Annotated in this window: 22 protein-coding genes and 1 riboswitch; of the genes, 6 read left to right on the plus strand and 16 right to left on the minus strand. The window is 38.3% G+C overall.

The features are described from left to right. Positions 1-44: 44 nt before the first annotated feature. The 5 genes from guaA to P8610_RS19150 form a co-directional block, all read right to left on the minus strand. The gene (gene guaA / locus P8610_RS19130; RefSeq protein WP_394605829.1) at positions 45-1,574 is read right to left on the minus strand and encodes a glutamine-hydrolyzing GMP synthase; all 1,530 of its coding nucleotides are present in this window, start codon (positions 1,572-1,574) and stop codon (positions 45-47) included. Positions 1,575-1,725: 151 nt separating this feature from the next. Then, positions 1,726-1,827, minus strand: a riboswitch (purine riboswitch). Positions 1,828-1,867: 40 nt separating this feature from the next. Next, positions 1,868-4,063, minus strand: a complete 2,196-nt coding sequence (locus P8610_RS19135; protein ID WP_394605808.1) for a DUF4129 domain-containing transglutaminase family protein — start codon at positions 4,061-4,063, stop codon at positions 1,868-1,870. After that, positions 4,050-5,321 carry a DUF58 domain-containing protein gene (locus P8610_RS19140; RefSeq protein WP_394605809.1) on the minus strand — a complete coding sequence of 424 codons (1,272 nt, stop codon included), beginning with the start codon at positions 5,319-5,321 and terminating at the stop codon, positions 4,050-4,052. Before P8610_RS19140 ends, P8610_RS19135 begins: the two co-directional genes overlap by 14 nt. Further along, positions 5,321-6,295, minus strand: coding sequence for an AAA family ATPase (locus tag P8610_RS19145; protein WP_394605810.1), 975 nt, complete (start codon positions 6,293-6,295; stop codon positions 5,321-5,323). The genes P8610_RS19140 and P8610_RS19145 overlap by 1 nt, the downstream gene beginning before the upstream one ends. A gap of 596 nt (positions 6,296-6,891) precedes the next feature. Continuing rightward, on the minus strand, positions 6,892-7,599 hold the full coding sequence (locus P8610_RS19150; protein WP_394605811.1) for a hypothetical protein: 708 nt from the start codon (positions 7,597-7,599) through the stop codon (positions 6,892-6,894). A gap of 333 nt (positions 7,600-7,932) precedes the next feature. Here P8610_RS19150 and P8610_RS19155 point away from each other — a divergent pair, with 333 nt between their 5' ends. Both P8610_RS19155 and P8610_RS19160 read left to right on the plus strand, forming a co-directional pair. Then, positions 7,933-8,460 carry an ECF transporter S component gene (locus P8610_RS19155; protein WP_394605812.1) on the plus strand — a complete coding sequence of 176 codons (528 nt, stop codon included), beginning with the start codon at positions 7,933-7,935 and terminating at the stop codon, positions 8,458-8,460. Between the two features lie 146 nt (positions 8,461-8,606). After that, positions 8,607-9,788, plus strand: a complete 1,182-nt coding sequence (locus P8610_RS19160) for a DUF4317 domain-containing protein (RefSeq protein WP_394605813.1) — start codon at positions 8,607-8,609, stop codon at positions 9,786-9,788. 68 nt (positions 9,789-9,856) lie between these two features. On the opposite strand, the gene P8610_RS19165 is transcribed toward P8610_RS19160, so the two are convergent. Together P8610_RS19165 and P8610_RS19170 are read right to left on the minus strand one after the other, a co-directional pair. After that, on the minus strand, positions 9,857-10,327 hold the full coding sequence (locus P8610_RS19165; protein ID WP_394605814.1) for a hypothetical protein: 471 nt from the start codon (positions 10,325-10,327) through the stop codon (positions 9,857-9,859). Between the two features lie 250 nt (positions 10,328-10,577). Further along, the gene (locus P8610_RS19170; protein ID WP_394605815.1) at positions 10,578-11,267 is read right to left on the minus strand and encodes a hypothetical protein; all 690 of its coding nucleotides are present in this window, start codon (positions 11,265-11,267) and stop codon (positions 10,578-10,580) included. Positions 11,268-11,698: 431 nt separating this feature from the next. Here P8610_RS19170 and arr point away from each other — a divergent pair, with 431 nt between their 5' ends. Beyond that, positions 11,699-12,112 carry an NAD(+)--rifampin ADP-ribosyltransferase gene (arr, locus tag P8610_RS19175; RefSeq protein WP_394605816.1) on the plus strand — a complete coding sequence of 138 codons (414 nt, stop codon included), beginning with the start codon at positions 11,699-11,701 and terminating at the stop codon, positions 12,110-12,112. 382 nt (positions 12,113-12,494) lie between these two features. On the opposite strand, the gene P8610_RS19180 is transcribed toward arr, so the two are convergent. The 5 genes from P8610_RS19180 to groES form a co-directional block, all read right to left on the minus strand. Then, a complete protein-coding gene (locus P8610_RS19180; protein ID WP_394605817.1) occupies positions 12,495-13,115 on the minus strand; it encodes a hypothetical protein in 621 nt (206 codons plus the stop codon). Positions 13,116-13,206: 91 nt separating this feature from the next. After that, on the minus strand, positions 13,207-14,157 hold the full coding sequence (locus P8610_RS19185; protein ID WP_394605818.1) for a hypothetical protein: 951 nt from the start codon (positions 14,155-14,157) through the stop codon (positions 13,207-13,209). A gap of 247 nt (positions 14,158-14,404) precedes the next feature. After that, a complete protein-coding gene (locus P8610_RS19190) occupies positions 14,405-17,452 on the minus strand; it encodes a DEAD/DEAH box helicase (protein WP_394605819.1) in 3,048 nt (1,015 codons plus the stop codon). Positions 17,453-18,190: 738 nt separating this feature from the next. After that, positions 18,191-19,828 carry a chaperonin GroEL gene (gene groL, locus P8610_RS19195; protein ID WP_066242575.1) on the minus strand — a complete coding sequence of 546 codons (1,638 nt, stop codon included), beginning with the start codon at positions 19,826-19,828 and terminating at the stop codon, positions 18,191-18,193. Between the two features lie 94 nt (positions 19,829-19,922). After that, positions 19,923-20,207: a co-chaperone GroES gene (gene groES, locus P8610_RS19200; protein ID WP_066242572.1), complete on the minus strand. Its 285-nt coding sequence runs from the start codon at positions 20,205-20,207 to the stop codon at positions 19,923-19,925. Between the two features lie 246 nt (positions 20,208-20,453). Here groES and P8610_RS19205 point away from each other — a divergent pair, with 246 nt between their 5' ends. Together P8610_RS19205 and P8610_RS19210 are read left to right on the plus strand one after the other, a co-directional pair. Next, complete coding sequence (locus P8610_RS19205; protein ID WP_289497411.1) at positions 20,454-21,167, plus strand: CPBP family intramembrane glutamic endopeptidase; 714 nt, start codon at positions 20,454-20,456, stop codon at positions 21,165-21,167. Beyond that, positions 21,164-21,370 (plus strand): YdiK family protein, encoded by a 207-nt coding sequence (locus P8610_RS19210; RefSeq protein WP_289497412.1) that lies wholly within the window; start codon positions 21,164-21,166, stop codon positions 21,368-21,370. The genes P8610_RS19205 and P8610_RS19210 overlap by 4 nt, the downstream gene beginning before the upstream one ends. 327 nt (positions 21,371-21,697) lie before the next feature. On the opposite strand, the gene tatC is transcribed toward P8610_RS19210, so the two are convergent. From tatC to moaC, 4 genes are read right to left on the minus strand one after another with little or no spacing between them, the layout of a single operon-like run. Continuing rightward, positions 21,698-22,480: a twin-arginine translocase subunit TatC gene (tatC, locus tag P8610_RS19215; protein ID WP_289497413.1), complete on the minus strand. Its 783-nt coding sequence runs from the start codon at positions 22,478-22,480 to the stop codon at positions 21,698-21,700. Between the two features lie 12 nt (positions 22,481-22,492). Next, positions 22,493-22,675, minus strand: coding sequence for a twin-arginine translocase TatA/TatE family subunit (locus tag P8610_RS19220; protein ID WP_066242562.1), 183 nt, complete (start codon positions 22,673-22,675; stop codon positions 22,493-22,495). Between the two features lie 18 nt (positions 22,676-22,693). Then, the gene (locus P8610_RS19225) at positions 22,694-23,329 is read right to left on the minus strand and encodes a redox-sensing transcriptional repressor Rex (protein WP_289497415.1); all 636 of its coding nucleotides are present in this window, start codon (positions 23,327-23,329) and stop codon (positions 22,694-22,696) included. A gap of 45 nt (positions 23,330-23,374) precedes the next feature. Next, positions 23,375-23,878, minus strand: coding sequence for a cyclic pyranopterin monophosphate synthase MoaC (moaC, locus tag P8610_RS19230; protein WP_394605820.1), 504 nt, complete (start codon positions 23,876-23,878; stop codon positions 23,375-23,377). Between the two features lie 404 nt (positions 23,879-24,282). Between moaC and P8610_RS19235 the strand changes: the two genes are divergently transcribed. Continuing rightward, positions 24,283-26,223, plus strand: coding sequence for an ABC-F family ATP-binding cassette domain-containing protein (locus tag P8610_RS19235; protein ID WP_394605821.1), 1,941 nt, complete (start codon positions 24,283-24,285; stop codon positions 26,221-26,223). Positions 26,224-26,263 lie beyond the last annotated feature (40 nt).

The raw sequence follows: 26,263 nt of genomic DNA on the forward strand, positions 1-26,263 counted from the left end.
TTATGTTATTTTACAATAATCGTTCGTGTTTTCGTATTTTAGATCTACTCCCACTCGATTGTTGCAGGTGGTTTTGAAGTAATATCATAAACGACGCGGTTAATGTGATCCACTTCGTTAACGATACGTGTAGAGATTTTCTCTAAAACGTCCCAAGGGATACGAGCCCAGTCAGAAGTCATTCCGTCGATTGACGTAACCGCACGGATTCCGATCGTGTAATCGTACGTACGAGCATCACCCATAACACCTACACTGCGGATGTCAGGAAGTACCGTGAAATATTGCCACACGTCACGATCTAATCCAGCGTTCAAAATTTCTTCGCGAAGGATTGCATCTGATTCACGAACGATTTCGAGCTTCTCTTCCGTAATTGCACCAAGAACACGGATTCCGAGACCTGGCCCTGGGAACGGCTGACGCCAAACGATGTGTTCAGGAATACCAAGCTCTGTACCTACTTTACGAACTTCGTCTTTAAATAGTGTGTTAAGAGGTTCGATCAATTTGAACTGCATGTCTTCTGGAAGTCCGCCAACGTTATGGTGAGACTTAATTGTTTGTGCTGTCGCTGTACCGCTCTCTACGATATCTGTGTATAGCGTTCCTTGAGCAAGGAACTCGATGCCTTGAAGGTTAGACGCTTCTTCATCAAATACATAGATAAATTCATTACCAATAATCTTACGCTTCTTCTCTGGATCTGATACACCTTCAAGTTTGCCAAGGAAACGGTCCTTTGCATCAACTTTGATGATGTTAATGTTGAATCCTTCACTGAACGTCTTCATAACTTGATCTGCTTCATCTTTACGAAGAAGTCCATGATCAACGAAGATACATGTCAGCTGATCACCGATTGCTTTATGAACAAGTACTGCTACAACAGAAGAGTCTACTCCACCAGACATCGCGCAGATCACTTTTTTATCGCCAACAACGTCACGGATCTTCTGAATTTCGTCTTCGATCCAGTTTTCCATCGTCCAGTTGCCTTCACATTCACAAACGGATTTTACGAAATTATCTAGAAACTCGATACCGTACTCAGAATGACGAACTTCTGGGTGGAATTGAACACCGTAAAGCTTACGAGACACATCACTCATCGCCGCTACAGGACAAGAAAGACTTGTTGCGTCTGTTACGAAACCTTCTGGTGGCGCTACAACTAAGTCACTATGGCTCATCCATACGACTTGTTGTTCTGGAAGGTTTTCATAAAGCTTGTTTGTGTTCGTAATATTAATGGAAGCTTTTCCGTATTCACGGTGGCTCGCGCGCTCTACTTTACCGCCAAAGTGGTAGCTCATCAGCTGCATACCATAACAGATACCAAGCACTGGGATATCCAAATCAAAAATAGCTGGATCACAAGCTGGTGCTCCTTCTGCATAAACAGAGTTAGGTCCACCAGAGAAAATGATTCCCTTTGGGTTCATCTTCTTTATCTCTTCCGCTGTTGTAGTGTGCGGATGCAATTCACTGTATACTCCTAAGTCACGGATACGACGTGCAATCAACTGATTGTATTGTCCACCGAAATCTAACACAACGACCATTTCGCTCATTACGTGCAAATCATTCGTTACGCTCATGTACTCACCCCATCTATTAGTGTCAGCTATAGTATCCGTCAGCTTGTCTAACTTTATAAACAAAAAGAATTCTACCCTTGTTTTCTACATACAAAAACAAAGGCAGAATTCCTTAAAATGTAGCTATAAAGAATCCTGCCTTCATAGTCAGGTCGTTATCGGCAACCCGGTAGAGACTCTCGAACCTTATTATCGAGGATATACGAAGGAGAATAATATCTGACGCTATAATCTTAAAGACATTCTAACAATGCCTGTTATAGCGGTCAAGGGCGGATTCTTTTAATTAAATTTTCCCACAATTCTCTATGAAAATCATTCCATAGATCTGTTCGTTTATTTGGACTGAATTGAACACCTTCATACGCTTTTGCAAGGATTCTCATGTCCTTCGTATCAAGTTCCCGGTCCACGTAAAGTGCATACTCTCGCAGTGTAAATGCAGGTCTTCTTTTAATGCCATACACGCGTAAAAGCCATAGCAAACGTTCAAACGCATCTTCAAACGTTTCGGAGCCTTTTTTGCGTTTATATCGCCAAATCGTATACTGTCGAAGCCATTTTCTGCGGAACAGAAAGGCAAGTCCAGCGATGATCAAAAGTGCTCCTAGTAATATGGCTGCTCCAATTCCTGCTGATTTTAAAGTGAAACCAGTATTCGAGTCCTTACTTGAGTTAGAGTCCTGTTCTTTCGCAAGGTCTTTTTCAGGCTTTTCAGGCTGATCAGGAACTGCTGCAGCAGGTGCAGAGTTTTGCTGATCTTCTTCTGGCTGGAACGGGTTATCGAATCCGCGTGTCGGCTCGAACGGCACCCATCCTATTCCTGAAAAATACACCTCTACCCAAGAGTGGGCGTTGGCATTTGTTACGGTATATTCACGAAGACCATCATTTAATGCCTCAAATGTACCTGGAGTAAAACCCTTCACCCATCGTGCTGGGATACCGACTGACCGCAGCATAACGACCATAGATGTTGAGAAGTTATCACAATACCCTTTTTTTGTATCAAAAATGAACTGATCCACATAATCTTCATCACCTTTTGGCACAGCAACTTCAATTGTGTTATAACCATATCCATTTTTTGCAAAGTACTCTTCGACCGTTTTGACTTTATCGTAAATGGTCGGTTGACTCGCAGTTACGTTTTGAGCAAGATCTTTAACCCTTTGCGGCAGCGATTCTGGAAGCTGCAAATAGTTTTCGGTTATGTGATTAGGATACTCATTCGTTGAAGCTCTTAGCTGTTCTTCCTTTAGGGTGGGCAGCTGGTAATCCATTTCATAAGCAGAAAGCTTTTCTTCTTTTCCTGCTGAAAACGTAGAAATCTTTCCACTCACACCATCTAACTGAAAGTTCGTTTCTGAACCTCCCTTAATGCTTTTCAGCTTTCCAGGTATCATAAGAAAAGAGTATTCTTTTCCTTTTTCAGCTTCGATTCGTGCTTTGTGGTCCTCCATCTGAAGTCCGTCTTCCCAGATTCGTGTGTAATCCGTATCTGCATCAGGAAGATCAGGTTCAACAGCTACAGCCTGGGTTGGTATCTTATTCTCCCACCCTTTTCCCGTGTAGAATTCTTTCGTTTCAATTCGCCAATAATGCCTTCCGTTATCGAACGTTTTAAAGATTGGCGTATAGTCGAATTGAAAAGGACCTCCGAGCTGGCTGTCATTTTCCCCATAACCAATTTTAGCGATTCCCGAACCTTTTCCTAATCCTTCTCCATCTTCTTTACCAGACATATTCTGAATGAACGGAACAGGGTCTGGCCAGATCGGTGACGCTTTCGGTGCCACATATCCTAGAACGGATGACAAGGCGATGACCCCTGAGAGGGGTGCCACCCATAGAATCGGAAACTTCCCTTTCAATAGGGAAAAGCCTTGCGTTTCAATAATCTTCATCATTCTTAAGATGCCGATAAGAATCAGGCCGATAAACACGGTACGGATGATCGCGAATTTTCCATCATAGACTGTAAATGTATCGAGAATGGAAATATAGATTACGGTAATCAAGAAGAACACAAAGATACGGCGCGTTTGGACAAGCCAATAATGCATCAAATAACTCACGAGCCACAGCAGTACAAAAAATAACAAACTTCGGGTCAGTGACGTCATATCGTTCCAGTTTCGATCCGAAAAGAGACCCAAGTTGTATTGAATATCCTCTATTAAAAACGGAACCCACTTAAAGGATAAAAACACATCAAAAAAGTAAAGAGAGTGGAGGGCGTATAACAGAGCACCCAATTTCACCGGAAAAGAAATCCAGAATGGCAGCTGAAAATACGTCACAATAAACAAAAAGAACGTGTACATCACAAATATTTGGATATCGCTCGTTGTTGTAATTTCTTTAAGCGGTCTCAACCACTCCCATAAAAGAAGAAATCCTAATCCATAAAGAACTAAAACATGCAGATTTGAAACCTGCTGCTGATTAGATTGAGGCATACATACCACCTGCCTTCAGCGATTCGTTAAAGTCAGACCCTGTAATCGGTGTTATTGGAACACCAAACTGCCTGATTCTTGAAATATACGTGAGATCTTGACTATTAAGCTTCTGGTCCAGCGCTAAATAAAAGAAAATAACGTTCGTTTGCTGTCTGGATGCTAAGAGTTCCAACGTTTTCATCGTGTATTCGGAAAGGTTTGGTGAAATAATGAGGACCGTTTTTCCTTCCATATGCCCTACCATGTATTTCTGCTTTAGACGTTCTTCAAAATGATCTGTCACATTTGCTTTCACTTTTGCAAGTTCGTGAAAAATTCTCCACTCTTGCTCAACCCCAATGTTCATCGAGATTTCTTTTCCTTGTAAAGGATGATATCCGATTGAACCGCCTTTAGAGATCGAGTAATGAACAAGTGACGCAGCAAGTGATACACCTCGTTCAAATAGCCAGTCGTTCGTGTCATAGCTTTTTTCACAATGGTCTAAAACGATCACAAAATCATCATTCCGCTGCTGCTCAAACACTTTTGTCAGCAGCTTATTCGACCTTGCACTCGCCTTCCAATGCAGCCAGTTCATTCTGTCACCCGCTACATAATCACGAACGCTTACAGTAGACGTGTAATCTGTAAACGAACGCATACCTACCTTTTTCATACCCGTTTGAAGCATCTTGCCCGTTTCCCACCGCTCAATTTCTTGATATTGAGGATACACAAAGATTTGATCGTTGACGGATACCGTTGTGCTTTTTAATACAAAGCCAAAGATATCGCCGGTGCTCACTTGAATGTGGTCGAACTTAAATAACCCGCGTGGCGCAGGATTGATCGTATACGAATATTCCATATGTTTTCGGAACAACGGAAACATCAGGATGCGGGACTGAACTTGATGCGTATTGCCTTCGTATCGTGTTTCACGCAGCAAAATCTCTGGCAGAACATCTTCTAACACGACATAAAAGAGCGGAAAATTGTTGCGCCGCTTAACGACGATCGTCACTTCCACTTCTTCTCCTGCCATCAGCTTGCTTTTTGAAATATACCGCTCAATCTTCAGCCTCTGAATAGGATAGAACGCCATAGTAATGGAATAAAGAACGAGAGGAAGAACGCTGTAAAATAGAAACCAGCTGACGAACCCTCCCTGAAACATAGCAAAAGAAAACGTAACAAGCAGTAAGAATATAATCCCTGAAAACCCAATTGGTGTTTTATAACGTTCCCAATTTTTTTTGAGAAATGCTTTCATTACGCGTGTTGTTCCTTATGGATTGGTGCAGGAACGCGTGCCAAAAGATCTTTGATCACTTCTTTGGCGGTTATACCTTCAAAACGAGCTTCAGGTTTTAAAAGCACACGGTGTACAAGGATAAACGGTGCTAAATATTTCACATCATCAGGGATGACAAAGTCACGGTTCATGAGAAGTGCAAATGCCTGGGCCGCTTTTAATAAAGCGAGTGATCCACGCGGACTTACTCCTAGAGCAATTGATTTATGATTACGCGTGCGGTTGATCATATCGACGATATATCGCTTGATCGAATCCGATACATAAATGTTTTTGACCGCTGCCTTCAATTCTGTGATCTCTTCTGATGAGATGACTGGTTTAAGAAGGTGAATCGGGTGTTCGTTTCCAATCACGTTTAGGACATTAAGCTCTTCTTCTGGTGTCGGATACCCCATCGTAAGCTTCATTAAGAATCGGTCAAGCTGTGCTTCTGGAAGTGGATATGTTCCTTCATATTCAATCGGATTTTGTGTAGCCATTACTAAAAACGGATCGGGCAAAATGTGCGTCTGGCCGTCAACGGTCATGCTCATTTCTTCCATAGATTCTAATAGTGCGGACTGTGTTTTAGGAGAAGTACGGTTGATCTCATCCGCTAAAATTACGTTTCCGACTAATGGACCTGGTCTGAATTCAAAGCTCATATCTTTTTGGTTATATATCGAAACCCCCGTCATGTCCGACGGCAATAGGTCAGGTGTAAACTGGATACGGTTAAACGTAAGTCCAAGCGATTTTGCGATGGAACGAACCATCATCGTCTTCCCTACTCCTGGTACATCTTCAAGTAATACATGGCCGCCTGCTAATAACGAAACGAGTGTTAACTCTGTAACCTGCTTTTTACCTACCATAACTTTTTCTACGTTTGCGATTACTTCTCTAAGTTGAGGATGATATTCGTATGTCTTTTCATTTCTAGCGTTCATGATAGACTCCCCTCTAACATTTCTGTCTCTCTATTAGATATATTTTTTCTTCCTTTAATAATTCGCATCACAGAAGTGGTATTCCTTGTTTTTTTTACAAAAAAAGAGAAAATTCGGGAGATTGTAATCATGAGTATAATTTCGATCAGACGTATAAGTAAAAAAACATTGCAGAATCACTTCATTCTCTTTTTAGTAAGATCATGTGAATATTTTCATTAAATAAAACAAAAGAGTTCCTTGCAGCAATAACTGCTAGGAACCCTTTTTACAATTTGTCGATAAGAACGCAAAATTTGTAGATATTTCTCGGGAAATGACTGTAAACTTGTGACTATAAGGAGTTTTTTCTGCATATCGGGTAGCGATATGCTGTCTATATTTAACAACATAACATTCTATAACCCTTTAGTTAAGAAGATCCATATCGCATGACGCTATAAACTTGATATGGTTTTCATCTCCTAAGCTCTCCATATCGTCTTATGCTATGTGATTCTTCCTTATCTCCTGTTACATTTATAAGAAGCATATCGCAAATACATGGAGTTCCACTATTAACCCATAGCTCATATCGCTAGGCGATACATAAAAATCTACTTGCGAAATAAGGATAGAAATCCTCCCCATTTGTCTCTTGGTTTTTCTATCGCTTCTTCTAAACGCTTATTAAAATCATTTTGAGAACGCCACTCTCTTGTCTGTTCTTCCCTCATATTTTGTATTTCTTTTTGTAGAAGTTCACTTTTTTGCTGCTCTTGTTCGAGCAATGTTTCGTAATGCTCTTTTTGCTGTCTCGTTAATGTTTCAATCTTAGCATTGGTCTTCTGTGCTGCATTTCCAACAGTAGAACTTATAACATGGTGATCTTGCTGGAGTCTCGACACTGTTAGTTTAAGCTGTGACATATCGTTTGTAAGTTGGACGTTCATTTCCCTTGTAGCTGCCAGTTCATTAGCTAACACCATTAAGACCTCTCTTAACTGATGGGGGTCTTGTGGTAGATTTTGGTATGTATCGGGTAGCGCTACGTCTGTTGCGCTGGTTTCTTGTAATCTTTCGTTTTGGTCACGCACAAGATCTTTCGCTGTATCATCTAATGGCTTGTCTGTATCGCGTAACGATATAAGCGCTTCAATATCAGATTGAACAAAGATACGGCGATCTCCATCCTTCAAAAACTCGTATCCATTCCGTTCTAAGATTTGACCATACTTCCGAACTGTAGGAGTAGCGATCCCCACTTCTTCTGCCACTTCCTTGGAAGAGAACGCTCGTTCATTCACTTGTATATCACGTCGCATATCGGGCCTCCTTTTTCATACATATCTATTTGCTGGTGTATCGCCATGCGATACAACTTTAATAAGCGGTTAAGCAGTCTACTATAGAAGTTCGAAGTGAACACCATCGATACGTCTATGTTACTTAGAGTTCTTCATTTTTATCTATCCCCCTCCTTAAACACCATAATAAAAAATATTTTATTTAAAACTACCAAAAAAATAGCTATTTTCTTAACAGTAATAGATAGATATAATGGATAAGTGGGTAAATTCCATCGATATGGATGACTAGATTAAAATAAACTTCTCTTGAAGCTGTGTAATAACTATAAAAAAGAAAGAGGTAATGATGTGAATACAACATACTCATCAATAGAATCGACTAAAACAAAGACATTAGTGATTAATGCCCTTTTCGTTGCACTGACACTTGTTGCAACGATGTTCATCAACATAAAACTTCCGATTGCAGGAAACGGCGGTCTTATACACTTAGGAAACATTCCTCTATTCATAGCAGCATTCGTCTTCGGCAGAAGAACAGGTGCTATTGCCGGGGCTTTTGGGATGGGCTTATTTGACCTTCTATCTGGCTGGACGATTTGGGCTCCGTTCACGTTCATCATCGTTGGAGCAATGGGCTATGTAGCTGGTCTTATCTCTGAAAAAGTACCTGGCAAACGAGTAATCGTCTATTCCATGGCAGTTGTCGTAGCTATGCTCATTAAAGTGGTAGGCTATTATTTTGCGGAAGTTGTACTTTACAGCAACTGGATTCAGCCTTTCGGATCCATTCCAGGAAACGTTTTGCAAGTTGGATTCGCTGGACTTATCGTAGTTCCGCTTGTAGCTCGTATTAAGAAAAGAATTTTATTTTAGAAAGAATTCATTGCACCCTGTAAAGTAGTACTTAGAAAAAAGACTACTTTAACAGGGTGTTTTTTGTTGTTACACTTTGTTTAGAGAAATGAATGTCCCTAAATTGGAAGACTACTACTTTTAAAATCTTAGGAGTGTATAGAAGCATGAATAAAAAAGATATCGCTCAAATACGAAAACAGTTCAAAAAAGAAAATGACTTGCTCAAGATCTCCAGCATCTTTAATGTATACATTACAAAAGAGTCAAGTGAGATCTACCATCACGTTAGTCAGCCTTTTGAAATGCTAGATGCCGAGCAGCAAGAGCTCTTTTTTAATAACTTTAAAAAATTGCTTGGTGGAAATCTCGATGAAAAACTCTTTGAACTTAAATTCAAAAGGGATGCTGAAAATAACAGCCAGCTTATTCTGCATCAAGGACTTCTCGCCAGTGATACGGAAGACTGGAAAGAGCGCATGCTTCAAATGGTGGGGAAAATGCTCTTAAACCGACAGTACGAAAAGGATATCGTGATTACCTTCATTAAGGGAGAATACTATAAGCCGACGAAGCGCAAAAATGATGAGGCGGAGATTAGCGAACGAGATGCCGTCTACTCTTTCCCCTTTATTTTGTGCAGCATAAACAATACACAAGAACCTAAGAAAGAGCTGCTCTTTGATTATGTTGAAAAAGAGTTCAAGTACAATTTTGTAGTCGATCCTGTTATTAACCTGAATGCGCCAATCGGAGGATTTCTTTTCCCTTGCTTCAGTGATAATGCAGCAGACGTGAATCATATCCTGTATTCAGCAGGTAAAGTGCATGAGCCCGATTATGAATTCATCGTGGACGTTTTAAATGGCGAAGAAATCATGACGGCGAAAGACGATAAGATCGTGTTTGAAGAAATCATTAAAGACGTAACGCAAGATCAATTAAACACATCTACCCTCTCCAATGTGTATGAAGAGATCAACCGGATGATCGAAGAAAACGAAGAGGAAGAACATCCTCGCTTAGATTCCAAGGACGTTGAACGCGTTTTGAAAGCGAGCGGTGTTGAAGATATTAGCGTGGAAAAGGTAGAATCTGCTTTCCAAAAAGTGATTGATGATGATAAGTATGAGATCAAAGCAAGCAGTGTGGTACCGAAATACAACTCGAAATCAATTAAGATCGACACAAAGGTAGCTAAAATTTCGATTAGTCCTCAAGATTTAAGGTACGTGAAACAAGTGCAGCTCAGCGGTAAACGTTACCTTATGATTGAAGTTGAGGAAGATACTGTGATTGAAGGGTTTACTATGATTCCTGAGGCTTTTGGGGAGAAGGTTGAGAAATAAACTACAAATAAAAAGCTTCTCACAAGTTTCTTCAACTAATGAGAAGCATCTTTTTATATAATCTTTTTTTAGTATGAATTTTTTTTCATAAGGGTTAGTAATTTTTCGAAATCCTTTTCTTCTTTTTCTATGTTAGGAGAGTCCCATTGACTTCCAAGTAATATTGGGAATTGTAATAATGTTGCCATTTCAAAGTATCTACCTTCAACCAATAAATGTAATAGAAATCCTAATTTATCCACCATATATTTATTTAGTTTTTTCATATCCTCTTGAGATAATTGACTAATATTTTCTAGTGAAGTATCTTCAGTAGCATGTTTTGGATTTGTGCCAGAGTGCATATCTTCAATTGGTCCACTTCTAAAACTATATTGTGTAAGACCAATTGCAAGATTTCGAATATAATCCTGACCAGCAAGAAATTCAAGCAATTCTTCAATACCATTCTCTGCAATTGCGTCTGCAATCAAATCATTTACATCTTCAATGTTTAATTTGTTTTCTTTAATATAAGTTAATACTTCTTCCTTTAACAAAAAGAACACTTCCTTTGAATATGTAATTGTAATTATTAATATTGGTGTATCACTTTATGTGACTAGATTATATTCCATTTTTTATATAATCTATATTATACCAATTATTAACTCTTTAAAGCATTTACTTCCCTTCACCACCTAAATAAAAGCTAGTATACTTCGTTTTTACCATAAGACTTTAAAATATTAGGAACTTAAAAAGGTGATCCAAGTAGATTTTAGTACTTGGATCACCTTCTTCATTCACTTATGAATCAGCAGTTATCACATCATTATGCGCCGCTATTCTCCTAGGTTCTGCCCAAAGATCATACCCCAGCCAAATGAGAGCTGCTCCCATCGGTATTGCCAGGATCCTGTCGAATGGGTGAGGGATAACGAAGGCAGCAAAGGTGACGACGGCTGCGAAGGCAAGTAATGCGCCTGCCATGCGCGGGAAGATTCTTGCACGGTATGTTGCGATTCCAAACAGCAGCCCGCCAAGAGCATACAGAATCCCTGAAATGGGTGCTAAGACTGGGAAAATCCCCAGATCCACCGTGCTTGTTGTTCCGCTAAAGAGCCCTACTATCCCTTTTACAAACTCAGGAGCATCCGTTGTAAGCAACGGCAACACAAACGCCTCGTTAAAACTAAAATTCATTGAAAGTAACCAAAATAGACCAAAGAAGATAAAACCAATCAGCCCCAGCCAGCCGGCTTCTTCCGCTTGCCTGCTGTAGATGCCTGTTATGCCGATCAGGCTGAAAAGAGACATGAGACTCGTTGCACATGCAACGGCCACCCATAAGCTTGTGCGAACGGAAGATAGCTGATCCGCCGGGTGAACAAACTGGATGCCGATATACAAAATCCCTGCTAACAAAGCAAAAACACCCGCCACTCGTATGAAACACTGCCCCGTATTACTTGGCTTTTTTTCATCCTTCTTATCCATATGCCCCTCCAATTTAATAATTAGTTTAGTGTAAAGCGAAATCGTATGACATATAGTAAGTTATGAAAAAGCACGGTGTTTCATTAATTGATTAAAATGAAATTTTCTTTAGCAAGAAGCTCACTGCATTTCAATTAAGAAAAGGGCTTTTCAAAAGTTTATGTAACTAATGAAAAGCCTCTTGGAAGTTAATATTCTGCTATTGAAAATAAAGGGGGATTCTTTCGCTTTAAGAAGCGCTCGTTCTTCCCCGAGTTGAGAAGCTTATTATTAAAAGTAATGGTTCTTATAAAACAATAGATGATTTCCGTCTGAATACGCTCTCTCTACTATAAGTATACTATTAATAACAAGCTATTTATAGACTATATTTCCCAACGCTCATGCCATAAACTGTTATATACAAGTCTAATAATAAGAGGTGAATTGGTATGAACGACAAAGATGCCTTAGATAAAGGTCCTTTCTTTCATGGTACTAAAGCAGAACTTGAAATTGGAGATCTTTTAGAACCGCAACACTTATCAAATTACCAAGACAAAAAGTCTAACTATATCTATTTCACTGCAACATTAGATGCGGCTAAATGGGGTGCTGAATTAGCAACATCAAAATCAAAAGAAAGAATTTACATTGTAGAGCCTTTAGGTGATTTCGAAAATGATCCAAACTTAACCGACAAAAAATTCCCTGGAAACCCAACTCGTTCGTATAGGTCTAGATCCCCTTTGAAAATTATTGCTGAATTAGAGTCATGGGAGAGACACTCGGATGAGCAAATAAATCATATGCTTATATCCTTGAGAAAATTACATGAGGAAGGTAATGCTATAATACACGACTAATCATTCAACTTCTATTCTTTTAAAAGAGGCAAGATATATAAAAAAAGCCTCTCTAAAACTCCTAAGTTTAAGAGAGGCTTTAAAATATTTAGCTTTTAAAACCCATTTGTGTGGTAAATTTACCTTATTAGATCAGGGGAATTAAGAGGCAGATTACATCATGACGCCAATGATCTTCAATTTAAACAGAAAGTAATATAGTTAAAAATAAACCAAGAAATGCTTTTTGACAGTTATTTTCATAAACTTTATTAAAGACTTAAAATTACGCGGACAAACTTGTGGTCAAATGCTCCAATATCACCTTGTAGTGAGGAGTTTATGATTGAGGTGTGTGGGATGATTCACTACAAAAAATTGTTACCAGTGTAATACCTTAATGTTATTGGAAATAATTATCGAATCTTTGTTGGAGAGATTTTAATAGTTCAAATGCGATTTGTCGTACGCTTGCTAATTCAGGACCATGCACATTCGAAACTTGCCCAGAATTATATTGATGATAAACATTTAGTGAATTTCCACGTGAAAGTTCAGCGTAAGATTTATTTAGCTTTTTATCTACATGAGATCCACCATCCTGATTCGCAACGCGCAATATCAAATCTTTTCTTGAAAAATTATTTCTTCCATCTGACAGCGCTACCATGTTAATCCACCATTCATCAAAAGTAATCCAGGGCATTTGCTTTCTTACATCACTTAAATTATCTAAAGGAGCTGAAAAAAATGTCTTACCTCCATTTTCAGTAGTTGTTGTTCTACCTACTAGCCCGAACGGTGTTCCCGGAATGGCTGTATTGAAATAGTAAATTTTCTTTTTACAATCTAGATGAGTTAATAAAGAAATAGAAGAACTTGTATCATGAACTAATGTTCTAATTGTTGATGCTAAACTCTTTCCTTCTGCACTATACCCTCGATCAAAGCCTTCACAAGATCTTTTTAAAAAGTAAACTTGTTCCTTTAAATGTATTAAAAAATCTTGTCTAGTTTGTTTCATGTTTCATTCCCCCCAAAAAAATAACCTTCACTCTGAGTCACTATAAATAATACTATTTTCATTGAGTATCTTTGATATATCGCCTCGCACCTTATTTGTTAAATGAGACTTTCATATTCTCTCTTATATCTATGACAATAACTTTGTCTCTACTTAAAAAAAATTTTGTCCTTTCGAAATCCCAATTCTGTATATTTTTAAAGTCTATATCTATGTTGTTAGTAAGTTTTTTAAATAAATATTCAGGTAAACCAACTTCTATTTCAATTTCTGGTATATTAATTAGGATATATACTGTATTCTGTATGATAACTTTATAAACTTTTTTGGAGTTTTCATAAAACAAATCTATGATTAATTTATAATATCTTTTTAGAAATTTAATATGATTTATCTCTAGTTTTACAGAATTGATTTTCGAATCATCAGGGTCTTCTATATGTAACTTGGCAAATCCAGAGTTAGTAAAATAAGTCTGGATAGCTACCTTAACCACTGGAATATTATTATTAATTTTACGAATTGCTTTAAGTTGAGTTTTAGCTTTATCTATTGCAATATTATCTTTTCTCCCACTTCTACCTTTTGATTCTAAAACTATCCATTCGTCTCTATAATTTTGGGCAATAAAATCTGGTTTACAACCTCCTATCGCGGATATAGAGTAAGTATGCTTATATTGGTCGTAATGTAAAATTGTTTTTACTCCTAATAATTTTATAGATACTAAATTAGTAAAAACGTTTCCCAAAAAATAGGATACAGCTCCCTTTTCCGACGGGTCTAGGACATCTTTATAAACTTCTGACTTCACTATCCCCCCTGTACTATCCTCTAAGATGAATGCTTTTAACATTGAATATCTGTATATAACCTCCATGTAAGAATAATAACCATGTAAACTTAACTCAAAATAAGATTGCTTTCCTACCATAAGCGCAGCGTGTACAATTTCAGGCCATGAGAAATTAAGGGTATTATGACCTTTTAATTTTTTACCCCAAATTCTAGTAAATTTATCTGCTTCATAGTTAACGAACATATACTCCTCCAATAAATACAATTAATTGTTCCTATTAATTAATGCGGTTTTATATCAGAAGTGAAATGGCTTACAAAAAAGTGCGATTTGACTTTTTTCGCACTCTAATTATTAGGTCTCTTTTAAGATTAACTCCTATTATTATTGACAATCTATAGAGTCATCCATTGGGTTTATCCTCGTATAATTTTACCTACTCTTAATCTGTTGCATTATCATATTGCGACCTTTTGTTATTAAAAGATTACTAAAGTTTGTTAAAAGAGAGTAAAAATTCGGCTTGCGCTCGTCCAATCGCTACAGCAGTTTGATTTAATAGATAGTCAATCTGTATTACTTCAGGTTTTTGCTTTTCAAACTTTTTATTCTTTTCAGCCAAGTACCTAGATTTAGAAAAAGCATCACCCACTAAGGCTATGACTTTTGTCTTAGAATTTGGATTGTTTTGAACTTCTTTTAACTTTCTCCAAATTCCCTCGGCTGTCAAATTATTAGGATTAAAGATATTCCTATTGGCTTTTACTTTATAATAGCTATTAACCCACTCCTTTTCCCAATAAGTGTAATTAGGTCTTCTATTACTTCCTTTATTAACATAATCAAGATTTTTAACTATCTGTCCACAAACTTCTTGAAAAGCTGAGGCAGACAATTTGGATTTACCAGCTTTACAGTGAATGAAACAAACTGTTTGTGTTGTTTCACTAATTGTTATAAAATCAGCAATTTCAGTTTGTAGATCTGTACAAATAACATAATCTGCATCTTGTAATAGTGTTTTTATTGTTGATATATTCGTAATGTTGTCTCCTTTTTTTGCAACCAAATAGAAAAGTGAATTTGGATCCCAGATTGATTTATATATACTACCCTTTGCTTTATTACCTTTTTCATTTATTTTTTTTGTTCTAGCTGGTAGAGATAATGTATATTCATCAAATATGTTTTCTAGCCAATTGTAATCAGAAGGAATACCAATGTTATGAAAATTACCCATAAAATAGCGGTGAGTATTACCTTCCACAATAATCTGAAAAGCTTGCTCCTCATTTAACCAGTTTAACAGCCGAATTTTACTTTTATTTTTAATTGAAACATACACATTAGGTTCATTTGTAGGTGTGGTTAAATTAAGGACATACTTACCTTCTTTAAATGAAAATTTAATATCTATTTCGTATGAATTATCATCCCATTTAAGATTAAACTTCGAGTCTTTTATAGTATAAAATAATTGGTCTAACTCAGTTAAAGTTCCATAATCAGTTTTTAAAGTAACGTCTTCTTCATTAAACTGGAATAAAATCGATTTTGGGGCTACCTTTGCTGGAATATCTGTTACAGTAGCAAAGCGATGAAAAATTCCATGCTCTTGATATGATGAATTTGTAATCTTCATATCTATCTCTTCTAACCAATCTAAATAAGAAGGTAAAGTTATGTATTCTGTACCTTGTGAAATACGTGCATTAGAAAACCCAATGTAATTCCTTATACTAGGAGTACCTAGTTTTTTCTTCCTACTACCTACCAATGTAGTACAAAGATTAAACTTATCATTTACATCAGGAATCATTGTAGATACATCTTGTGAATCAACAACCATTCTGTTGAAACTATTGTAGTTTATACTCCCATTTTGTATAGTTACTGAGGAAATATGAGAATCATTAGGTAAAATCTTTTTTAGCTGAGCTGCATTAATCTTTTTCCACTCATCATAAATAAATGAGGGAATATATTGGTTGCTAGCATGGTAATACAACTTATTCTGTAAAAAACGAAATACCGCAATTTCTAATTTGATTTCAAGGAAGCTATCATTAACCAAGATACTACTATTTTCGTATCTGGAATAAATGATACATGCAGTTCGTTTATCTAATATGTTAATTTTGTCTAAAATTAAAAAATCTAAACTATTAAAATCATCTATAATTTTTTCACTAAAAGACTCAATATACGACTGCACATCACCAATATGGTCAATAGCTTCAAAAACGTTTGCCTTCATTGGCAATTGATATTTTTTTATTCTTTCTTCAACCGTCTGGTCAGAATTCACTGAAAAACGTTTTAAAAATTTTTTATTTAGATAAGTTGTAGATGGATTTGCCTCTCTGACCTTCATAAAATAATCATTGTATTTGAATACTATCTCTTCAGGATTTAAAGATATTAATCTTTCATATTCTATATATGAATCCCACCACTCTTTTTGATACGATTCATTCTCTCTTAGTAATATTATTGCCTTTCTAGATTCACTTCCTTTTCTGATTACCCGACCTATTTGTTGAATTAATGAACGTGGATCAGGTAGTGGTTCATAAATACCTAATATACTGAATTGTTGATTATCAATACCTTCTATGAGTTTATTTTGATGAATCCAGATGCTTATATCGCTTGTTCTAAGATTTTCTGGAACATGGTCTGTTAATAAATCATTACTATCATTCTTAAACCGTTCATGTATACCAATTACTGATATCTTATCCTTCAATTCTTCTACCATTGCTCGAATTTCATCGGCATTCCCACACCGGATAATACATTTTATTTCTCCTTCGTCACAAGATTCCTTAACAACATAATCTTTAAATCTATTATAAATCCTTTCTGCAAACGTCTTTATTTCGTTATCAATGTGCATATATTCAAAGGTAATATCTCTAATATACCCATGTTTTTTTGCCTTTTCATATGAGTATGTATATGTAAAATTAATATCGAGTTGAAATTTATTACTATCATTACGAACTGGAGTTGCTGTAAATAGAACAATCTTTTTTCCAAATGATCTTATAACTGATTGCCACGTACTAGCAGGTTCCTTATGTCCCTCATCAAACAATACTAAATCTACTTTGTTTTGAAGGTTTTTAAATTGATCAACGTAATTTTCTTTAAGAGTAAGTAATGCTTGAATGGTACTAACAAAAATAGTTGGTGAATCTGGTATGTTTGTTAAAGTAGACGGTTTAAGCATATAAACAGTTTTAGGAGGACGTTTTGTCAGCCCCATCTTTAACCATACTTCCTCCGATATATCTTTTATTAATTGATCTCTAACAGCTTTTGTTGATGTCACTACAATTACAGATTGACTAGGAGTAAGCTCAGAACCTGTTACTGCAATAACTGTTGATTTCCCTGTCCCCATTGGCATTTTAACAAGTGCTTGTTTCATTGAATCACTAGAAATATATTGTCTAATCATGCATAAGGCTTCTATTTGATATGGGCGTAACGCTGTTAACAAGTCTTTATCAAGTTGTGCATCATTCTTCATTGTTTCATTCCTTTTTTGTTCTTTAATTTCCCTAAATAGATATGGTGTAAATCTGTAGTGAGTAAAAGTAATCACTTAAATAGTGCTTAATTTCTCACTTTAAATTTTAAAATTCCTAGCAGTTCAAGGATTTAACTGCAGTTTTTGAATGGATATATGTAATCAATATTTTTAAGTGCCTTTTAACATTAATATTTGATATTGAATATTTTAAAATCCAGCATTTATTCTTTCTTCCTTCATGTGATAGGAAGAAAGAAGATTTTATCTATTCGAATTTTGCCTAATAAAATTCAAAATCAAACAAAATACTCATCATCCATAAAATCAACTACATCTTGATAGATATAAGTTAAACAATAAAGGTCTGAATAAAATTAATTAAACAACCACCTTTCATACTATTAATTTTACATTACTCAACAATATCATCATACAAATTTTTACATGAAGAGATAAAAAAAGCCTTTTATCATTTTATTCATAGCTGAACGAGCTGCTACATAACATAAAGCTCTAATAAATGATTTAAGGATATCTTGTTAATTGAGAAAATATTTCAAAAAAAATAAAATAAAATTGTTTATTTACATGTTACAAAAGACAAAAAAAGAAGCCTCCCAAAAGTTCAGTGAACTATTGAGAAGCCTCATTTAAGATCCTTATGTTATCAAAATGTTAACATTTCACTCACACCCTACTCACAAACCCTTAGATATAAAGGCTTGGAGAGGCAAGTTACATCATGCCGCCCATTCCACCCATGCCCATACCGGACATGTCAGGCATTCCGCCGCCAGCGTTTTCTTCTGGCTTATCCGCGATTACTGCTTCTGTTGTTAGGAACATTGCAGATACGGATGCTGCGTTTTGTAGAGCTGAACGTGTAACTTTTGTTGGGTCAACGATTCCTGATTCGAACATGTTTACCCACTCGCCAGTTGCAGCGTTAAATCCAACTCCGATTTCTTCGTTCTTCAGACGCTCAACTACTACAGATCCTTCAAGACCTGCGTTGTGTGCGATTTGACGAACTGGCTCTTCTAGTGCACGAAGTACTAGTTTCACACCTGTTAACTCATCGCCTGTCGCTTCTACTTGAGCGATCGCTTTTAGCACGTTAACTAGAGCTGTACCACCACCGGATACGATACCCTCTTCAACCGCTGCACGCGTTGAGTTTAGTGCGTCTTCGATACGAAGTTTGCGCTCTTTTAGCTCAGTTTCTGTAGCTGCACCAACTTTGATTACTGCTACTCCACCAGCTAATTTAGCTAAGCGCTCTTGTAATTTTTCTTTATCAAACTCAGAAGTTGTTTCTTCGAGTTGTGCTTTGATTTGATTAACACGAGCTGCGATCTTAGAAGAATCTCCAGCACCTTCTACGATTGTTGTGTTCTCTTTCGTTACCACAACTTTAGATGCTGTACCAAGCTGCGTGATGTTCGCAGTCTTAAGGTCAAGACCTAGCTCTTCTGTGATTACTTCACCGCCAGTTAGTACTGCGATGTCTTCTAGCATAGCTTTACGGCGGTCACCGAATCCAGGAGCTTTTACAGCTACTGCATTGAATGTTCCGCGAAGCTTGTTAACTACTAATGTAGCAAGTGCTTCACCTTCAACGTCTTCAGCGATTAACAATAGAGATTTTCCTTGTTGTACCACTTGCTCAAGTACTGGAAGGATTTCTTGGATGTTCGTAATCTTCTTATCTGTGATAAGGATGTACGGGTTCTCAAGCTCTGCTTCCATCTTGTCAGAGTTTGTTACCATGTATGGAGATGCGTATCCACGGTCGAACTGCATACCTTCAACCACTTCAAGCTCTGTTGTGAATCCTTTAGATTCTTCGATTGTGATAACGCCGTCGTTTCCAACGCGCTCCATCGCTTCAGCAATCAATTGTCCTACTTCTTCGTCAGCTGCAGAGATTGCCGCAACTTGCGCGATAGACTCTTTGCCTTCGATTGGTTTAGAGATCGCTTTTAATTCTTGAACAGCAGCAGCCGTTGCTTTTTCGATCCCTTTACGAAGTACCATTGGGTTTGCTCCGCTTGTTACGTTCTTTAATCCTTCGCGGATCATCGCTTGAGCAAGAACTGTCGCAGTAGTTGTTCCGTCTCCTGCTACGTCGTTCGTTTTGCTCGCAACTTCAGCTACAAGCTTAGCACCCATGTTTTCGAATGCATCTTCAAGTTCGATTTCTTTTGCGATTGTCACACCGTCATTTGTGATTAGAGGAGAACCGAATTTCTTCTCAAGCACAACGTTGCGTCCTTTTGGTCCAAGTGTTACTTTTACAGCGTTCGCTAGCGCATCAACACCACGAAGCATTGAGCGGCGTGCGTCTTCACTAAATTTAATATCTTTAGCCATGTAAAAACCCTCCCATTAATTTTAAAAGTTAGTGACTTACATATGCTTTATTTATGTAGCTTCAAAATATTGAAGCTTCCAAGTTACCTAACGATTAGCCTACGATCGCTAATACGTCAGACTCACGAAGAATCAAGTATTCTTTACCTTGGTACTTTACTTCTGTACCAGCGTATTTTGAGAAAATAATCGTGTTTCCTTCAGAAACTTCTAAAGAGATACGCTCGCCGTTATCCGTCACACGGCCCGTACCTACAGCAACAACTTTTCCTTCTTGAGGCTTTTCTTTTGCTGAATCTGGCAATACAATGCCGCTTGCAGTTTTTTCTTCACCTTCTACAAGCTCAATAATAATACGGTCACCTAATGGCTTTAACAAGTGAAACACCCTCCTTAAATAGTTAAAAGAATTTCTTATTAGCACTCTTGGTTAGTGAGTGCTAACTCCATTTCTAATAATAAATAAAACTAAAAAATTTTGCAAGCGGGAAATTTAAAATTTAATCTGAATTCTTCTTAAATTCGATATCCTCGCGAGCCCTGCCTATTCTATGTTAAAATGGGTAAGCATATAAAGAGGTATCAGACTTAAATTATTGGGTGCGGAAGTAAAGGAGAAGGTAATTTGAAGAAAAAATATTGGTGGATCATCTTCATATATATCGCTATGCAATTCTCAGGCTACATCGGAGTTCCTCTTCTAAACGAACTTGGTGTTCCTAGAAAACAACTATTTGGAATGTGGGGAACGATCAGTTTCATCGCCGCTCTTATTATCATCCTTTACATGCTGATTCCTGAAATGAAAAGCAGGCACAGAGACTCTGAGCGCGTATCAAGAGGTTCTGCAGTCCTATGGTCGATCATCGGAATTTTTATGGCGTATGCCGCTCAAATTATCGCCAGCATGATCGAAATGAATCTGTTTGGCATACAGCCAGGATCTGAAAATACGAAAAACCTTGTTGAAATCGTGAAAAACGTAAAATATTTTATGATTGTAACGGCCATCGTTGGGCCAATACTAGAAGAGATCATCTTCCGAAAGATTATTTTCGGCTCTCTTCATAAACGCTTTAACTTCTTTATCTCTGCTTTGATCAGTTCTCTAATCTTTGCTGCTGTTCATGCGGACTTTACACACTTATTAATCTATACGGCAATGGGCTTCACGTTCGCGTACCTTTATGTTCGCACAAAACGCCTCATTGTTCCGATCGCGGCACACGTTGCCATGAATACGCTCGTTCTGATCGTTCAAGTATTCTTTGCTGACGAGATTCAGAAGATGGAAAAGCAGCTAGAAACAGCGCAATTGATTATTGGAGGACTATTATGAAGACATCACCACTGTTTATGGCATTTTTATATTTAGGGATCGGACTTGTCTTTACATACTTGGCTGTCCACTACTCTAACGAATACGGCATGACGAGCTTCTGGACGATCATTACAATGGTCGTAGCAACCTTTGATTTTGCCAATGCCATCCGCTATTTCGCTTTAAACAACCACTTAAAAAGAAAACGGAAGAAGAAATAATAGCAAAAACTGCCCCTTGATGGAGGCAGTTTTTTTGTTTGATGGTGGTGAATTTTGAATTGGACAGATTATGTGACCAATCCGACAGATTAATCTTCGAATCAGACAGATTCACTCGTCAATTTGACAGTCTGCCTGCAAGCACAGCCTCCTCAGAGCTTACTGTCGACTTTTACGAAAATACTGTCCACTTTTTGAGTTTTACTGTCGACTTTCGCTGATTTACTGTCCACTTTTGTAAATTTACTGTCCACTCTGCCATTTTTACTGTCCACTTTAATTTTCCGCAAAAAAAAGAGGATCCTCCACTTGGAGCAATCCTCTTTTTTAATCATGAAAAGCGGATTCTGCCTCAGCTTCTCGTTCCTTCACGAGGGCTTCGACTTCTGCTTTCATTCTTTTTTTGTATGCTGTTCTCGATATGATAATGCTAATCTCATATAAAAGTATAAGCGGGAACGTAACCATTAAGTGTGACAGCAGTTCTGGCGGTGTGATGAGACCCGCTACTACTAAGATTCCAAAGTAGGCTACCTTCCGGATGCTCTTTAACAAATCAGGTGTTACAATACCGAGTCTTGTTAAAAACATGATCAAGACTGGGAACTGGAATAACAATCCGAACGGCAGAGTGATGTTGAATAGGAACGAGAAGTATTCCTGAATTCCGTATTCTCCTTCAACACTTAAGGCCTCAGCGACATTTCCCATAAAACTTACGACGAATGGAAATAGAATAAAGTAAGAAAATGCAAGTCCTGTTAAAAAGAGCACGAACGCAATCGGAATGTACATCAATGTTACTTTTCTTTCGTTCTCGTAAAGCCCAGGGCTGATGAATGCCCAAAGCTGATATAAGACCACTGGTGCTGATAAGACGAGCCCGATAAAGAAGGCGAACGTCATGTAGACATTCAGTGGGTCAGTTAGATGAAAAGCGTTCATCTGAATGTTCTTTGCAATTGGATCACTTTGCAGATATACAATTACGGGCTTCGCTAAGAAAAATCCTGCGATCAAGAACAAAAAGAAGGCTAGAATTGCCCACATGATACGCTTTCTTAATTCGCCAATGTGACCGTATAGCGACATATTTTTTTCAGAGGTCATAGAAAAACATCCTTACTTCTTCAGTTGTTCGCTTTCCTTTTTGTTGTCATCTTCTTCGTCCATCATGCCTTTTGTAGCATTCTTGAACTCGCGAAGCGTTTTCCCTGCAGCTTTCCCTAACTCAGGCAGCTTTTTTGGCCCAAACATAACAAGAGCTGCAAGTCCGATTACTGCGATACTTCCTGGTCCTAACATAAAGATTACCTCCTTGTTTTAAGAGTAGTTTTTCATAAAATAAACAAGTGATTGTAATTCAACGGCTAAATCAATATGATGCACACGAATTTTTGGCGAGACCGTTAACCTAGCTGGTGTAAAGTTCAATATCCCCGTTACACCTGCGCGCTCGAGCTGATCCGCGATCGGCTGAGCCGCTCCTACGGGTACGGTGAGAATGGCAACATCGATGTTCCGCTTCTGCAGTTCTTGCTCGATGTCTTCCGTGTGGTAGATGGGTACTCCCGCTATCTCTGTACCGATTTTGGCTGTATCTACATCAAATGCGATTTCTATCTTTGTATTATTATTTTTGGTGAAATTGTAGTGCAAAAAGGCCGTGCCTAAGTTACCTACTCCAATTAACGCCACTGTTGTTGTTTCGTCTTGGTTCAAGGTTTTCGCGAAAAACGACAACAGATAATTAACATTGTAGCCATAACCCTTTTTACCTAATGCGCCAAAGTAGGAAAAATCTCTGCGAATCGTTGCAGAATCTACTTTAACCGCTTCACTTAATTCAGCTGATGATACCCTTTGTTTACCGGAAGATGATAAGTTTTTCAAAAAACGATAATACAAGGGCAGCCGTTTTGCTGTTGCATGTGGTATTTTTAACTGTTCTTGGTTCATATATGGAGCCCTCCATGTGTAGAAAGCTTATCTATTCCTATTGTATCATACTTTGTCAGGGCTTGAAGAACGTAGAAAGTCGCCATTCTTTCCTCCTGTTTTGGACACAAGATATGTAGGCCCGATCACCATTCCTTTGTCTGCCGCTTTACACATGTCATAGACGGTAAGAGCTGCAGCAGAAGCCGCAGTTAATGCTTCCATCTCAACGCCGGTGCTTCCTTTTGTTTTAACTTCAGCTTGTATATTTAATTTATAGTAGCGGTTCACCAATTCATCCCAGTGAAAGGATAGATCAACACCTGTAAGTGATAGTGGGTGGCACATCGGAATCCAGTCAGAGGTCTTTTTGGCAGCCATGATTCCAGCGACCTGCGCTACGGCTAGAACGTCCCCTTTTTTAAATCCATTATCTTTAATTTTAAGGAAGACTTCTTCTGAAACGGTTACCCCGCTTACCGCTATCGCTGTTCGGTGAGATGTTTCTTTTTCCGAAATATCGACCATTCGAGCACGGCCTTCTTCGTTAAAATGGGTAAACTCTATCATAAAACCCCTCCTCATGATGAATATACACGAAACCGCTTTTATTGTCGTTATGATTTTACTTGTAATTATTGCAAAATGTTGAACATTCCCTTTGTTGGCGCGAATCTCCAAACTACGCTAAACTACTAAGTAGACAGGGTTTGATTGTTATTTAAAGACTGATTGCATGTTGAAAGTAGTTGATTTCCGCTTCAGGCGCTTCGCTTTCCGCGGGGCAGGCGGTGAGCCCCTTGCCGCTTTGCGCCATTAAGGGTCTCACCTGACCGCTTGTCCCGCAGGAGTCTCGCACCTTGCGCTACAACCAACTTTTCAAAGAAGTATTTTTACTGCATTTTTAAGTAAAACAATCTTTTGAAACAGAGTCTTTAATTAAAACCACCCGTTTTTACAGAGGTGAAATTACAATGATTATTTTACAAGTTCAAGACGTTACGAAGTCTTTTGGTGCGGACGTCATTTTATCGAATATAAAATTAGAAGTTCAAAAAGGTGAGCGCATTGCTTTAGTTGGTAGAAACGGTGCTGGCAAGTCCACGCTGCTTCGTGTGATTACAGGAGAGTATTCTTATGATTCTGGTCATATCATGATTCCAAAAGACGTTAAGACAGGATACCTAGCGCAAGACGCAGGACTGGACTCTGATGAAACAATTTGGAACGAGATGCTTTCTGTTTTTGAAGATATTCGTAAAAAAGAAAAAAAGCTGCGTGAGATGGAAGCGCGTATGGGCGATCCGGAAGTCCTCGAAAATGAAGTTGAATACGAACGCCTCCTTAAAGACTACGACGCACTGCAAGTCACGTTTAAAGATGAAGGCGGCTATCAGTACGAAGCTGAGATCCGCACTGTGCTGCACGGCTTTCAATTTGCCGATTTTGATCGCGATACGAAGATCAATACACTGAGCGGTGGGCAAAAAACACGCCTTGCGCTGGCAAAGCTCCTTTTAACGAAGCCGGATCTTCTTATTCTTGATGAGCCGACCAACCACTTAGACATCAAAACACTAACGTGGCTTGAGCAGTATTTACAGAGTTATCCAGGCGGTATATTGATCGTTTCCCATGACCGTTATTTCCTCGATAAGATTGTAACGACTGTTTATGAAGTATCGAGAAAGCGATCATTCCGATTCGTAGGAAACTATTCTAGCTATCTCGAGCAAAAAGCAGAGCGATTTGCTCAAGAGATGAAAGAGTTTGAGAAGCAGCAAGATCAAGTGGCGAAGTTAGAAGATTTTATTCAGCGTAACATTGTGCGTGCTTCTACAACGAAACGAGCTCAAAGCCGTCGTAAGCAGCTTGAGAAGATGGAGCTGAAAGAGCGTCCCGCTGGTGCTGAAAAGTCTGCTTCCTTCTCGTTTGATATTGAAAAACAAAGCGGCAATGACGTGCTGAAGCTCGAGAATGTGAGTACGGGTTATGAAGACGATGAACCGCTATTTAAAAACGTTCAATTAGCAGTTAACCGCCAGGATAGCGTGGCGATTGTCGGACCCAACGGAATCGGCAAATCGACTCTGCTTAAAGTCATTCGAAAAAAATTGCCGCTCATATCGGGCGATATACGCTATGGCAGCGGGCTGAAGATCTCTCATTATGATCAAGAACAGGCGGACCTCCATTCACGCAAAACACTTTTAAACGAACTGTGGGATGACTATCCGGAAAAAACGGAAAAAGAGATTCGTTCTATACTCGGACAGTTCCTGTTTAGCGGTGACGATGTGCTGAAGCTTGTTACGGAGTTAAGCGGAGGTCAAAAAGCACGGCTTGCACTTGCAAAACTTATGATGGAAAAAGGGAACCTCCTTCTCCTGGACGAGCCGACGAATCATTTGGATTTGGATAGCAAAGAAATCCTTGAACAAGCACTAATTTCTTATCCAGGTACGATCCTATTCGTGTCGCATGACCGTTATTTTATAAACCGCATCGCAACGAAGGTCGTTGAACTCGCACCAACCGGTATGACCGAATATTTGGGTGACTACGACTATTACACAGAGAAAAAGAACGAGATGAAAGCCCGGGAAGAAATTGCTGAGCGTCAGAAAGCAGAAAACGCAGTAAACACACCTTCCTCAAACCAGGTGAACGGTGCAAAAAACTCAATCGATAAAGAAGCGAAAAAACAAGATCGAAAACGCCAGCGCCGCATTGAGGAAATCGAAGGTCTTTTAGAAGGGCTCGAAAGCAAGATAACTTACGCAGAGGGCGAGCTTTGTAAACCAGAAGTATTCCAAGACTACGAAAAAACACAAGAGTTCCAATCGCAGCTAGATAAGTTGAACGAAGAAATGGAATCCTTAATGGAAGAATGGGAAGAACTGCAGAACGCATAAACTAAAGGCTGGCATCCTCACAAAGTTGTGAGGCATGTCA

Origin of the sequence: Fictibacillus sp. UD (assembly GCF_043558025.1) — a bacterium.
Classification (GTDB): domain Bacteria; phylum Bacillota; class Bacilli; order Bacillales; family Fictibacillaceae; genus Fictibacillus.